The sequence below is a fragment of the Roseobacter sinensis genome (genome assembly GCF_025755255.1).
Taxonomy (GTDB): domain Bacteria; phylum Pseudomonadota; class Alphaproteobacteria; order Rhodobacterales; family Rhodobacteraceae; genus Roseobacter; species Roseobacter sinensis.
Genome location: NZ_JALIEB010000007.1, coordinates 22,212 through 35,870 on the forward strand (window position 1 = coordinate 22,212; position 13,659 = coordinate 35,870).

Consider the following 13,659-nt stretch of genomic DNA (forward strand, 5'->3'; position numbering starts at 1 on the left):
TCTCCGAATCTGACTAAAGCACGGGGTCCGATTTTTTGCAACCGGTTGCAAAAAGAGGTAAGCTATTCCATGCTGCAAGACACCGACCCATCGGATACAAGAGATCGGACGCCATTCCACCGGACCAGACACCATGCCCGTCACACTGAAAGAGGTCGCAGAACGCGCGGGCGTCTCCCGCTCCGCCGTCTCACGCACCTTCACCGATGGCGCCTCGGTCTCGGACAAGATGCGCCGCAAGGTCGAGAAAGCCGCGCGCGATTTGGGTTACAGCCCCAACGCGCTGGCGTCCTCGCTGACCACAGGCCGCACCAAGCTGATCGGGCTGATCTCCAACAACTTTCACAACCCGATTTTCCTGGAAGTCTTCGACCTTTTCACCCGCGCGCTACAGGACCGCGGCTTGCGACCGCTGCTTGTGAACCTCTCGGACGAGACCGATCCGCAAGCCTCCGTGCGGATGCTGCGGCAGTATTCCGTCGATGGCGCGGTGGTCGCCTCCTCGACCCTGCCGCCGGGCTTCTCCAAGGCGTTCCGCGATGCGGGTGTGCCGGTGGTGCACAGCTTCGGGCGCTATTCCAGCACGCCCCAGGTGCATGTGGTGGGCATCGACAATGTGGAGTGCGGGCGCATGGCCGCGCGCACGCTGGTTGCCCGCGGCTACCGCAAGATCGCGTTCCTCGGCGGCCCCGAAAGCGCCACCTCCACGCAGGACCGCTACTCCGGCTTCTTCTCCGAACTTGGCGCGCATCGCGGCCTCACGACAAGCTACAGCTTTGCGGATGCCTATTCCTTTGACGCCGGCCGCCGCGAGATGCTGCGATTGCTACGCGCGGCCCCGGCCGAGGCCTATTTCTGCGGTGACGACGTGCTGTCCATCGGCGCGCTCTCCGCTATCGCCGACAGCGGGCTCAGCGTACCCGAGGACATCGGGATCATCGGCCTCAATGACATGGAAATGGCCCGCTGGGAGAACATCAACCTCACGACGATCCACCAACCCATCCGCCAGATAGTGACGTCTTCGATTGAGCTGATGGTCGCCATGCTCGACGAACCCGACCGCTACCCCGAGGCGCGTATCTTTCCCTGTTCGATTGTTGAGCGCGGCACGCTCAGGCCTTTGTGCTAGTTCTAATTTGCGTGCCCTCTCGGAGCGCTCTATTGACAGGCTTCGGAGTGTTGAAGATGCTCGCTTGGCGGCTCGAGGGTTGTCGCAATCACAGACCAGGAAAGCGGCCTTGGCCATGGACGAAGGAACGGTTGCAAGAAGCATCTACAAGTACAAAATCGGCGAACTCAATTTGTTGTTTACCCTTTTTGTTGCCGTTTTGGCTGGGTTTTCTGGATTATACTTAGCCTTGGCTACAATGATAATTGGGGCCACTGCGACAGCAGAAAGGGCGATTGGTGCGATCGTCTGTTTTGGTATGTTTTTCATCCTTTCGCATTGGATAAGGCGCGATCATCGCTCATCCAAAGAAGTTGTTCTCGAGGGGACAAAAGTTCAGCGTCCGATGACCAAAGGTGATAGAGATGATGATTTCGTTTTTTTCTCCGATGTGCGAAGCCTGGAAGTTGTCAATGACTATCAAGACAATGGTCCAGCGTTAGTCTTGGTGACAAGATCAGAAACTATCGCATACAGGAGTATGTACTTCGAAAGCCAAGCCAAGTTTTTGGAGTTCTCGAGACAGTTTGATGACGTGCTGAAGTCCGGCACCTTTACGGCTTCCTAGTTTGCCATACCCAGCTAGCGAAAGACCTCGCCTCACAAACCGCGTAGCCGAATCGGCGGGTCGACTCAAAGTTCGCTTTGTCTCGCTATAATGTCCATTAAGTCGTACCGATCACCGCAGTATCTGCGGTCGCGCATCCACCCAGGCGCCGTCTGCCTTTGCCGAGTCTACCGCTGCATAGACCGCCGCCATGGATCGTAGACCATCCATCGCGGAGGGCAGGGCGTTGCGGGTTTCGCCTCGGATCGCGGCAGCCAGATCGACGTAGATATTCGCCACTGCCAGCGGGAAGCCTTCGGGATGCGCAATCGCCACGCGGGAGAGCCGCGCCGCCTCATCGGACAACCCAGCCTCACCCTTCTCCATGATCTGGGTGCGCCCACCGACCGGCGTGTAGAACACCTGGTTCGGCTGTTCCGAGGCCCACCGCATCCCGCCGGTCTCACCAAAGACCTGAATGTCGAACCCGTGTTGCCGCCCGATGGCGACTGACGAGGTCCAGAGCCGCCCGACCGTGCCGCCTTCCATGCGGAAGTTCACCATCGCGTCATCCTCTAGCGTACGTGACGGTATGGTCGAGGCAAAATCGGCGGACAGGCTGCGCACCTCGTCGCCCGCAATGAAACTCGCCATATGCAGCGCGTGGATGCCACAGTCCGCGAACTGCCCCGACACGCCCGCCATCGCCGGATCATAGCGCCATCGCACGCGCGGATTGTCTGCATCGCCTGCATCCCCGTGGTGCCCGTGGCTGAAGTTGGCAACCACGAGGCGGACCTTGCCGATCTGTGCGGTCTTCACCATCTGCCGCATCTCACGCACCATCGGGTAGGCGGAATAGCAGTAGTTTACCGCGCAGATTTTCCCGGACGCCTCGGCCACGCGCACGATCTCCTCGCCTTCTTCGACGGTCATGGTCATCGGCTTTTCGCAGAGCACGTTGAAGCCCGCCTCCAGGAACGCCTTGGTGATCTCGAAATGCGTGCTGTTGGGCGTGGCCACCGTGACCAGATCCACGCGATCTTCACGCCCGCGCTCGCCCTCCAGCATCTCTTGCCAATTCGCATAGGCGCGATCCGCCGCGACCCCCAGCGACTCCGCATAGGCGCGGCCCTTCTCCGCATCCACGTCGAGCGCCCCCGCCGCCAGCACAAAGTTGCCATCCGCCTGCGCGCCCAGACGATGCGCTGGCCCGATCTGGCTGCCTTCGCCGCCACCGATCATGCCCCAGTTCAGCTTTGCCATGCTCCGCACCCCTTACCGAAAGCCGATCGATTCAAGATATTCCCGGTTCGCCCGCGCATCGCCCAGCGGGTCCGGGTCCAAAAGCGGGTCGCAGTCCTGTTCCACCGTGCACCACCCCTCGAAGCCTGCGTCCAGCAGCACCTGCCGCACTGCCGGGAAGTCCACGTCGCCTTGCCCGAGATTGCAGAAAATCCCCTGCCCGCAGGCGTCATAGAATCCGGTGCGCTTGGCGATCACGTCCGCCTTCACCGCCGGATCGATATCCTTGAAATGCATGTAGGAAATGCGCCCGATGTGCCGCTTCATGAAGGCCACCGGATCGAACCCCGCGTAGGAGTGATGCCCCGTGTCGAAACAGACCTTCAGAACGCTGTCATCGATCTCGTCCAGCAGCCGCTCCAGCTCCGGCTCAAAGTCCATGAAGCCCGCCGCGTGGGCGTGAATGCCGACGGTAAGCCCGTACTCCTCGGCGCCCATTTTCGCGATGGTCCCGATGCGGTCGCGATAGGCGTTCCACTCCGCGCTGTCCATCTGCTCGGCCTCCGCCGCGCGGCCGGCCGTCGGCGCACGGCGCGGCGAAATGGAATCGATCAGCACCATATGCTGCGCGCCATGGGCCACAAGCGCCTTGCAGGTGCGCACCGATCCATCCATCACGTCGTCCCAGGCGTCCGGGTCGTGGAACGGCCGGAACACCACCCCGCCGATCAGCTCCAGATCGTGCTGCGCCAGCGCCGCGCCCAGCTGCGCAGGGTCCTCCGGCATGAAGCCCACCGGCCCCAGCTCGATGCCTTTGTACCCCGCCGCCGCGCAATCCTTCAGCACCGACTGCCAGGTCGGGTTGCGCGCATCCTCTGCAAACTCCACGCCCCAGGAGCAGGGCGCATTGCCAATCCGTATCGTCATGAGTGCCCTTTCCCGGGTCAGAAATCGGAAATCGCCTTCCATGTCTTGTCGGTCGACGACACCATGGCCGCCGCGATCACGCGGTTGACCTCCAGGCCATCGCGGAATGTGGGCCAGATCGGATCGCCCGTCTCGATGGCCCGCAGGAAATCGCGCGCTTCGATTATGATCTGATCCTGGTAGCCGGTGCCATGCCCTGGCCCCTGGCAGAAAGGCTCATAGTCAGGGTGCGCCGGACCGGTCAGGATCTTGGTGAAGCCGCGCGTCGCCTCCGGCCCCTCAGCGCGGTAGAGCCAGAGCGCGTTCTGGTCCTCCTGATCAAAACGAATAGCCCCCTTGGTGCCGGTGACCTCATACGCATAGCCCATCTTGCGCCCGGTTGAGATGCGCGAGAAGTAGAGTTGACCCATCGCGCCGCGGACAAAGCGGCACATCATCTGGCCATGGTCATCGTTGGTCACGGTACCGCCGGGCCGCGCCTTATGCACGGTCTCGACCTCGGCGATCAGCCGGTCGATTGGACCAAGCAGCGCCAACGCTGCGTTGATCATATGGGGCGCGAGGTCGCCCATGGTGCCGTTGGCGTCGCCCACCGTGCGCCAGCTTGCGGGTGTCTCGGGATCGGCCAGAAAATCCTCTGTGTGCTCGCCGCGAAACCATGTGACATCGCCGATCACGCCATCGGCGATGAGCGCGCGGGCATATTGGCTGGCCGGGGTGCGGATATAGTTGAAGCCGGTCATGTTCGCGACGCCGGCCGCGTCGGCGGCGGCAACCATCGCCTGGCTGTCCTGCAGCGAAGCGCCCAAGGGTTTCTCACAAAAGACAGCTTTGCCAAGCGCAAACGCAGCCTCTGCAATCCCGCGATGGGTCTCCTGCGGGCTTGCAATCACAACCGCCTCGACCCGCGCGTCCTCGACCAGGACCCGCCAATCATCCGTTGCCCGGGCAAAGCCGTAGGCCGCCCGGTATCGCTCTGCGCTTTCGGGAGAGGTGGCGCAAATCATCTCCAGCCGGGGCCGCAAGCCTGTGTTGAACACCGCCCCCACCGCCGACATCGCCACCGCATGGGCCTTGCCCATGTACCCGCCGCCGACAATGCCTATCCCGATCTCAGCCATCGGCGTTCCTTTTGCGAGACTCCGGTTGCAACCGGTTGCAAAATTTGTATCGTGAGAGTCGGAGCTGTTCAAGACGCGAATTGATAAGGCCGCAACAAACGCCTGAAGGACCCCTGTTTCGATGACCTCTCACACCCTGACCACTGCGCAGGCCATCGTGAAATGGCTGGACAATCAGTTCATCGAAGTGGACGGGGCCGAGATGCGCGTCTGCGGCGGCGGCTTCGGCATATTCGGCCATGGAAATGTCCCCTGTCTGGGCGAGGCGCTTTACGGTGTGCAGGAGACGCTGCCGCTCTACCGCGGCCAGAACGAGCAAAGCATGGGCTTCGCCGCCGCGGGCTACGCCAAGCAATGGTTGCGCCAGCGGTTTATGTTCTGCACCGCATCCGCCGGGCCGGGCACCTCGAACCTCGTCACCTCCGCGGCGCTCGCCCATGCGAACCGCCTGCCGATGCTGCTGCTCTGTGGCGATGCCTATGTCACCCGCTTGCCGGACCCGGTACTGCAGCAGATGGAGCATTTTCACGACCCGACCCTCGGCGTGAATGATGCGTTCAAGCCGGTCAGCCGCTACTGGGACCGGATCACGCATCCCGCGCAGATCATCCAGTCGCTGCCCGCGGCGCTGGCGACGATGCTCGACCCAGCCGATTGCGGCCCAGCCTTCATCGGCCTGCCGCAAGATGTACAGGGCTGGGCTTACGACTACCCGGGGGAGTTCTTCGAGAAGCGCGTGCACCGCATCCGCCGTCAGACACCGGATGCGGCTGAAATCACCGATGCCGCGGCGCTCCTGAAAACCGCGAAACGCCCGATGATCATCGCGGGCGGTGGGGTTCAGTATTCTCGCGCGGTTGCCGAGCTGACCGCCTTCGCCGAGGCGCACCAGATCCCCGTGGTCGAGACCATTGCGGGCCGCGCGAACCTGATCGACACCCACCCGCTCAACATCGGGCCCATCGGCGTGACCGGGTCCGACAGCGCCAATGCCATCGCCGAAGAGGCCGATGTGATCTTGGCCGTGGGCACACGTCTGCAGGATTTCACCACCGGCTCCTGGACGGCCTTTGCCAAGGACGCGCGGTTCATCTCTCTGAATGCGGGCCGACACGACGCGGGCAAACACCGCTCCCTGCCCGTCGTTGGCGACGCGAAACTGGGGCTTGTGGCGCTTGACGCGGCGCTCGGTCCGTATAACGCACCCGAACCTTGGGTGGAGTCCGCCCAAGCCCACCGAGCTGATTGGGTGGCTTATGTCGCCGACAACGTGTCCTACGGCGACAACCGCCCCAATTCCTACGCCCAGGCCATCGGCGTGGTGAACGCGCTCTGCGACCCGTGCGACCGGGTGGTCGCCGCCGCCGGGGGCCTGCCCGCCGAGGTCACGGCCAACTGGCGCACGCTCGATCCCGGCACCGTGGATGTGGAGTTCGGCTACTCCTGCATGGGCTACGAGATCTCCGGGGCCTGGGGCGCGCGCATCGCGCAATCCCAGCGCGAGCCCGAGCGCGACACCATCACGTTCTGCGGCGATGGCTCCTACCTGATGCTGAACTCCGACATCTACTCCTCGGTGCTCACGGGCAAGAAGCTGATCATCCTCGTGCTCGACAACGGTGGCTTTGCGGTGATCAACAAGCTGCAGACCAACACCGGGAATGAGAGCTTCAACAACCTGATCGTCGACTGCCCCACGGTGGCCGCGCCCTTCGCGGTGGACTTCGAAGCGCACGCCGCCTCCATGGGGGCGAACGCCGAAACCGTCGAAAACCCCGCCGAGCTTGCCGAGGCCTTCAAACGCGCCCAAGCCGCCGACAAGACCAGCGTGATCGTCATGAAGGTCGATGCCTACGAGGGTTGGACGACGCAGGGCCACACCTGGTGGGAATGCGGCACGCCGCAGGTCTCCGCGTCCGAGAAAGTGCGGGCCGCTCATGCAGAGTGGGAAAGCGCGCGCCCCCGCCAGCGGAAGGGTGTCTGATGCTCAAAGAGGCCCTCGCCACCGGCAACTTCCTCGTAATCGGTCGGGTGGGGATGGATTTCTACCCCGACCCGCCGGGCACCCGCACGCGGCAGGCCACCACCATGCATGTGAGCATGGGCGGCTCGGCGGCGAACACGGCGGCGGGGCTGGTGAAACTGGGCTGCAAGGCGGCGCTGGTCACGGCGGTCTCGGATGACGCCGTGGGCTGGTACTGCGAAGGCCAGCTCGATCACTACGGGGTCGACCGCACCCATGTGAAACGCGTGCGCGGCGAGTATCGCACCTCGCTTGCCGTCTACGAGACGCGCATCGAAGAGCACCAGTCGGTCATCTACCGCAACAACGCGGCGGATTTCCAGATGAACACCGCCGACATCGACGCCATCGACGTCGCGGCCTACGGAGCCGTGCTCACCGCAGGCACGGTCTTTGCCGCCGAGCCTTCGCGCGCTGCGGCCTTCCGCGCCTTCGACAAGGCCAAGGCCGCAGGCCTTCCGATCCTCTTTGACATTGATTATCGCCCCTACAGCTGGCCCTCGGCGGAAGAAGCCGCCGAGGTGCTGACGCGCGCGGGCGATATGGCCGATGTGATCGTCGGCAATGACGAAGAATTCGGCTTCATGGCCGGTCACATCGACAAGGGCCTCGCCAAGGCCCGTGCACTGGCCGAGAGCACCGCGGAGATCGTGATCTACAAGATGGGCCCGGACGGCGCGATCACCTTCGCGGATGGCACCGAGACCCGCACGGGCATCTACCCGGTCGAGGCCGTGAAACCCACCGGCGCGGGCGACAGCTTCATGGCGGGCCTGCTCGCCAGCCTTGCGACAGGCCGCCCGCTGAAAGAGGCGGTGCTGCGCGGCTCCGCCTGCGCCTCCCATGTGGTGGCCCGCCCCGGCTGCGCGCCCGCCATGCCCGACACTGAGCAACTCGCGGCCTTCCTCGCCGCGCACCCCGGCCCGACCCCGGCCTAGGAAGGAGACATCATGCACATCGCCCCGCACGACAATCAGAACAAGCCCATCGTGGGCGCGGAGGACCCTACGGTTCCGCTGAATTACTTCAACATCGTCAAGCTGACCCAGGGCCAGAGTTTCGAGTATCAGGTGCCGGGCTACGAGACCTGCATCGTGCCCGCCACCGGCACCGTGGATGTTGAGGTCGCGGGCGTCACCTTCGACAGACTTGGCAATCGCGGCGAAGACGTCTGGGACGGCGAGCCCGAAGGCGTCTATGTGCCCGTCGGCGCGAAGGTCCGCATGACCTGCACCTCGGACGCCACCGAGACTTTCATCGCCGGAGCCAAGTATGACAAGGTGCTGGAGCCCTTCGACGTGCGCGTGCCCGAGCTCGACAAAGTGCAATACGGCTCCGACGACACCAAGACCCACCGCAAGATCAAGCACATCCTCGGCCAGAAACAGCACGGCAAGGTCGGGCGGCTGCTGGTCTCGGAGCTTTTCACGGTGGGGCAGGGCGGCTGGTCGGGGTTCCCAGCGCACAAACACGACACCGATAGGCGGGACGGGCCCGGGGGGGATATTATCGAGACGCGGCACGACGAGACCTACAACTTCCGCTTCCGGCCCAAGCACGGCTCGGGCGTGCAGATCTTGCAGCGCGAGGAGGACAAGCCCGGCGATGCCTATCAGCTGATGGACGGCTCCACTATCTGCATCGACAAGGGCTATCACCCCTGCGCGGTGATGCCGGGCTATGAGATGTATTATTTCACCATCCTTGGCGGGCTCAGCCAGCGCAGCCTGGTGCAGTATTTCCAACCGACCCACGCCTATCAAATCGAGACGATCCCGGGGATCAAGGACATGGTGGCGAAGTTCAAGTGACGCAGTTTGCAACGTCGCAAGATGCACGGAGGGCAACCCCCGGCCGCGGGCACGGGGCTGAAAGCCCCCGCCCGGGGGGGCGGTCGGGGGCTGCCCGGCGGTGCCGCCGGGCGATGTCTCTCAATTCGACGACCTGCGACGGGACATAGCCCATGCCCCTCGTCACCCTCGCCGACGTCCTGCAACCCGCTCTCAAGGACGGCTACGCCGTTGCCGGCCTCGTTACGCTCGGCTGGGAAGACATGCGCGCCTATGTGGCCGCCGCCGAAGCCGAAGACGTACCGCTGATCCTGCAGGCCGGCCCCTCCTGCCGGGCCCACACACCGCTGCCAATCCTCGGCAAGATGTTCCGTCACCTCGCCGAAAGCGCCTCCGTTCCGGTCGTCGCGCACCTTGACCACGGTTACACCGCAGAGGAGTGCCGCGAGGCACTGGACTCGGGCTTCACATCTCTCATGTTCGACGGCTCGCGCCTGCCGCTGCAGCAGAACATCGACGAAACCGCGGCCATTGCAGAGATCGCGCATAGTGCTGGCATCTCTTGCGAGGGCGAGATCGGCTTCGTGGGATACGCCCAAGGCGCCGCGTCGCAAGGCACCGACCCCGATGAAGCTGCACAATTCGCCCGCGAGACGCACGTCGATGCCATGGCCATCTCCGTTGGCAACGTCCACCTCCAGGAGAACAAGGAGGGCGGGCTCGACGAGCCGCGCATCCGCGCCATCGAAGCTCTGACGGATGTCCCGCTGGTGATCCACGGCGGCTCCGGCGTACCGCTCGCGCAACGCCAGCACCTCGCGCGCACGTCCCACGTCTGCAAATACAACATCGGGACCGAGCTGCGCATGGCCTTCGGCGCCGCTCTGCGTGACGCGGTCAACAGCGTCCCCACCCGCTTCGACCGCGTGGATATCCTCAAGGACACCCACGATCCGCTCGTCGCGGCCACCCGTGCGGTGCTGCGCGGGCTGAAAGGAGAGGTGCAATGCTGAACATCGGGATTCTTGGCTGTGGTCGGATCGGTGCAGTGCACGCGGGATCCATCTCCCGGATTGACGGCGCGCGCGTCAGCGCTGTTTCCGACGCTATCCCGGCCGCGGCGCAAACGCTGGCCGAGAAGACCGGTGCCCCGGTGCGCGACAGCGCCGCCCTGATCGATAGCGCCGAGGTCGACGCAGTCGTGATCGGCACCCCAACAGACACCCACTACGGTCTGATCCACGCAGCGGCCAAAGCGGGCAAGGCGATCTTCTGCGAAAAGCCCATCGACATGTCCGCCGATCGCATCCGCGACTGCATGTCGGCGGTCGCGGCGGCGGGCGTGCCCTTCATGACCGCCTTCAACCGCCGCTTCGATCCGAATTTCGCGCATCTGCACACCCGCCTGACTGCCGGTGACATCGGCGCGGCCGAGATCGTCACGATCCTCTCGCGCGACCCGTCACCGCCGCCGGTCAGCTACATCAAAAGCTCCGGCGGCATCTTTCGCGACATGATGATCCACGATCTGGATATGGCGCGGTTCCTGCTGGGCGAGGAGCCCGTCACCGTCTTCGCCGTCGGCAGCGCGCTGGTCGATGCGGAGATCGGTGCGGCCGGCGATGCGGACACCGCCGCCGTGACGCTCACCACCGCCAGCGGCAAGATCTGCCAGATCAGCAACTCGCGCCGCGCCACCTATGGCTATGACCAGCGGATCGAGGTGCACGGGGCTGCGGGCATGCTGCGCGCGGCCAACGTGCAGGAGCACACCATCGAAGTCGCAACCGCCGCAGGTTTCGCGACAGCGCCTGCGCAGCACTTCTTCCTCGAACGCTATGAGAGCGCCTATCTCGCCGAGATGGAGCATTTCGTAGAGGCGCTGCGCACGGGCAACCCGCCGTCGCCGGGAATCGTCGATGGGCTTCGCGCACAGGTGCTTGCCGACGCCGCGACCCGGTCCTGGGCGAGCGGGCAGCCGGTCAAGATCCCGCTCGACTGACATTCGAACCGACGCTGGTGATGGCGTGTGCTGTCGCGATGTCGTCGCGCAGCGCCTGATGCAGCCGCATCTGCGCGTTCCGATCCGGCGTGCGCAGAATATGCGCGGGATGCAGCGAGATCAGCACCGGTCCGCCATGTCGCCCCTGCTCGATCTGGCCCCGACGCGCCATGATGCGCGCGCCATCTCCGGTGAGCGCCTGCGCCGCGACAGCCCCCAGAGCGAGCACAATCCGGGGGTGCAGGCGGGCAAGCTCCGCGTCGAGCCACCAGCGGCAGTGCGCGATCTCGCTGCTGTTCGGCCGCTGGTGAAGACGGCGCTTGCCGCGGGTGACATATTTGAAGTGCTTGACCGCATTCGTAAGGTAAACCTCGGCCCGGGACACGCCCGCCGCCTGCAAAGCTGCGTCCAGCGCCTGGCCAGCGGGTCCGACAAAAGGGCGGCCCTGCAGATCCTCCTGATCTCCCGGCTGCTCGCCCACGATCATCAATTCGGCGGTCTCTGGCCCTTCGCCCTGCACCGCCTGCGTCGCACCGCTGTGAAGTGGGCAACGTGTGCATCCTGCTAGGGCCGCTGCAAACCCCGCCTTCGGCGCGCTCCAGTGATCCGGCGCTTCGGCCTGCGCTGCCGCCTGCACACGTGTGGTGCGTGCAGGCGGCAAGGTGGGGGCGGCCGCCGCCATGGCCCGGGCGCGGGCCGGGGCCCCGGCGATGAGCTCCGGAATGCTCGCAGCCTCGGGCATGTTGTGCCAGTACTTCTTGGGCATCTCGGAGGTCATCGCTTGCACCTTCAACCGCGCGGGGTTGAAGATGTTGCGGAAGTAGGTCACCCAAAGCCCCTCACTGGCATCCTCGGGCAACTCCGGGCGCGGCACATCCAGCGCAAAGCGCAAGCGCCCGTCCTCGAAGATCGCCGAAACATCCGGCGTGAAAATCCGCCAGTCCATATCCGCAAAACGCCGCGCGAAGAAGGTGGCGGTGAACTCCACCGTGTGGTGCGTGGGTTCGAACCAGGCGGCGAAACTGCGGCGCGTGGCGCCCGGGTCTCCGATCTCGCGGAACCGCACGAAGGCCTTCATCTTGTGTTTACAGCGGTGCACCGCCTTCTCCATCCGCCGCAGGTGAGCCAAGGCCGGGTCGCCCCGGTCAGCGATAAGCCGGGGCTCCTTTTGCAGCCGCCAGAGAAATGCGTAGAGCCGGTCGAACCGGTCGGCATCGCTGTGCCAGATCACCGCGTTGCTCATGGCCGCAAAGGCGCGCGGCACGCGGATCTCGCGGGTTGCAGGCGGCACCTGCGCCTCGGCATCGAACAGCCCCTGCGGTGCATCGCTGTCTGTCCAGCGCAAGTCTTCCGGTGGCACGCCCGCACTCAAGACCCCCCGCGCGGCGCGGCGCCACGCGGCCTCGGTTCCGATCCGGGGCAGGGTGACACGCTTGGTCAAAACAGGCTCAGCTGTTCCGGCGGTGGGGTGAAGCGCGCGCGCAGATCAGCTCTGTCGGTCAGCGCGCCGGGGGTCCACCCCTGCGCCGTGACGAAGGGCTGTGCTTTCTTCATCGACGCGCCGATGCGCAGCAGATCGTCATAGCGCAGCCGCCGGTGCCGCCGCGTGCCGAGGATGCGATTGACCGTCTTCACGCCAAACCCGGGCACGCGCAGCAGCATCTCGCGCGAGGCGCGGTTCACATCCACCGGGAACTGCGCGCGGTTGGCGAGCGCCCAGGCGAGCTTGGGGTCCACCTCCAGATCGAGGTTGCCGTTCGGTGCCACGCCGGTGATCTCATCCAGTTGAAAATCATAGAACCGCAGCAGCCAATCCGCCTGGTAGAGCCGATGCTCGCGTTGCAAGGGTGGGCTGACCAGCGGCAGCCGTGCGGACGCATCCGGGATCGGTGAAAATGCCGAGTAATAGACGCGCTTCAATCCATAAGAACCATAAAGCCGCGTGGACTGGCCCAGAATGGTTGCGTCATTGGCCCCATCTGCTCCGACGATCACCTGCGTCGATTGCCCGGCGGGCGCAAACCGCGGCGGGCGCTTGCCCGTGTGGCTGCGCTCCTTCGCCGCCTGCCGCCGGAGCCGCACATCCGCCATCGCGCGGCGGATCTGGTCCGGGCTCTTCTCCGGCGCGTGTTGCCTGACCGAGGCATCGGTGGGCAGCTCCACATTGATCGATAGCCGATCCGCCAGCCGCCCGGCCTCGTCAATAAGCTCTGGTGCGGCGTCGGGAATGGTCTTCAGATGAATATATCCTCTGAAATTCTCTTCCTCCCGCAGCTTGCGCGCGATCCGCACCATATCGGCCATGGTTGCATCGGGAGAGCGGATGATGCCGGACGACAGAAACAGCCCTTCGATATAGTTGCGCCGGTAGAATTCGATGGTGAGCGACACAACCTCCTCCACCGAGAAGCGCGCACGCTGCACATTCGAGGACACGCGGTTTATGCAATAGGCGCAGTCGTAGATGCAGAAATTCGTCATCAGGATCTTCAGCAGGCTGATGCAGCGCCCGTCCGGGGCGTAGGCGTGGCAGATGCCCGAGCCTTCGTTCGAGCCCAACCCCTTGCCGTCCCGGCTGTCGCGGCGGGTCGAGCCGGAGGACGCGCAGGAGGCATCGTATTTGGCCGCATCACTGAGGATCGCCAGTTTTTCTTTCAGGGATCGCTTTGCCATATGTTCTTGATATGTTCCATTGCTCGCCATGGCAAGCCTAGCGCCCTGCGACCTCTTGGCACCCTTGGGAAAATGCGCTCAAAAAATAGTCATATCGCCCTCCCGTCGTACTCCGAAATGCTGCAGAGCAGCGTCGCCCGTTTACAAAGCACGATGCGCG

General features: G+C 64.4%; 12 protein-coding genes. 7 read left to right on the forward strand and 5 right to left on the reverse strand.

Annotated features, from left to right (window positions below):
• Nucleotides 1-133: 133 nt before the first annotated feature.
• Both MUB52_RS11960 and MUB52_RS11965 read left to right on the forward strand, forming a co-directional pair.
• Complete coding sequence (locus MUB52_RS11960) at nt 134-1,132, forward strand: LacI family DNA-binding transcriptional regulator (RefSeq protein WP_263844461.1); 999 nt, start codon at nt 134-136, stop codon at nt 1,130-1,132.
• A gap of 109 nt (nt 1,133-1,241) precedes the next feature.
• Nucleotides 1,242-1,739 carry a hypothetical protein gene (locus MUB52_RS11965; protein ID WP_263844462.1) on the forward strand — a complete coding sequence of 166 codons (498 nt, stop codon included), beginning with the start codon at nt 1,242-1,244 and terminating at the stop codon, nt 1,737-1,739.
• Between the two features lie 111 nt (nt 1,740-1,850).
• Here the strand turns inward: MUB52_RS11965 and MUB52_RS11970 are convergent, their stop codons facing one another.
• Genes MUB52_RS11970 through MUB52_RS11980 form a run of 3 tightly spaced genes read right to left on the reverse strand, consistent with a single transcriptional unit; the run spans nt 1,851 to nt 5,011 of the window.
• Nucleotides 1,851-2,984, reverse strand: coding sequence for a Gfo/Idh/MocA family protein (locus MUB52_RS11970; RefSeq protein WP_263844463.1), 1,134 nt, complete (start codon nt 2,982-2,984; stop codon nt 1,851-1,853).
• Between the two features lie 12 nt (nt 2,985-2,996).
• Nucleotides 2,997-3,890, reverse strand: coding sequence for a sugar phosphate isomerase/epimerase (locus MUB52_RS11975; RefSeq protein ID WP_263844464.1), 894 nt, complete (start codon nt 3,888-3,890; stop codon nt 2,997-2,999).
• 17 nt (nt 3,891-3,907) lie between these two features.
• Complete coding sequence (locus MUB52_RS11980; protein ID WP_263844465.1) at nt 3,908-5,011, reverse strand: Gfo/Idh/MocA family protein; 1,104 nt, start codon at nt 5,009-5,011, stop codon at nt 3,908-3,910.
• A gap of 121 nt (nt 5,012-5,132) precedes the next feature.
• Between MUB52_RS11980 and iolD the strand changes: the two genes are divergently transcribed.
• From iolD to iolG, 5 genes are all read left to right on the forward strand, one after another.
• Complete coding sequence (gene iolD, locus MUB52_RS11985) at nt 5,133-6,995, forward strand: 3D-(3,5/4)-trihydroxycyclohexane-1,2-dione acylhydrolase (decyclizing) (RefSeq protein ID WP_263844466.1); 1,863 nt, start codon at nt 5,133-5,135, stop codon at nt 6,993-6,995.
• Complete coding sequence (gene iolC, locus MUB52_RS11990) at nt 6,995-7,972, forward strand: 5-dehydro-2-deoxygluconokinase (protein WP_263844467.1); 978 nt, start codon at nt 6,995-6,997, stop codon at nt 7,970-7,972. The genes iolD and iolC overlap by 1 nt, the downstream gene beginning before the upstream one ends.
• A 12-nt stretch (nt 7,973-7,984) precedes the next feature.
• Nucleotides 7,985-8,845, forward strand: coding sequence for a 5-deoxy-glucuronate isomerase (locus MUB52_RS11995; RefSeq protein ID WP_263844468.1), 861 nt, complete (start codon nt 7,985-7,987; stop codon nt 8,843-8,845).
• A 152-nt stretch (nt 8,846-8,997) separates the two neighbouring features.
• Nucleotides 8,998-9,837: a class II fructose-bisphosphate aldolase gene (locus tag MUB52_RS12000; protein ID WP_263844469.1), complete on the forward strand. Its 840-nt coding sequence runs from the start codon at nt 8,998-9,000 to the stop codon at nt 9,835-9,837.
• Nucleotides 9,831-10,826: an inositol 2-dehydrogenase gene (iolG, locus tag MUB52_RS12005; protein WP_263844470.1), complete on the forward strand. Its 996-nt coding sequence runs from the start codon at nt 9,831-9,833 to the stop codon at nt 10,824-10,826. The genes MUB52_RS12000 and iolG overlap by 7 nt, the downstream gene beginning before the upstream one ends.
• Here the strand turns inward: iolG and MUB52_RS12010 are convergent.
• A complete protein-coding gene (locus tag MUB52_RS12010) occupies nt 10,807-12,267 on the reverse strand; it encodes a UdgX family uracil-DNA binding protein (protein ID WP_263844471.1) in 1,461 nt (486 codons plus the stop codon). The two genes, iolG and MUB52_RS12010, sit on opposite strands and share 20 nt — an antisense overlap.
• Complete coding sequence (locus tag MUB52_RS12015) at nt 12,264-13,499, reverse strand: putative DNA modification/repair radical SAM protein (protein ID WP_263844472.1); 1,236 nt, start codon at nt 13,497-13,499, stop codon at nt 12,264-12,266. Before MUB52_RS12015 ends, MUB52_RS12010 begins: the two co-directional genes overlap by 4 nt.
• Nucleotides 13,500-13,659 lie beyond the last annotated feature (160 nt).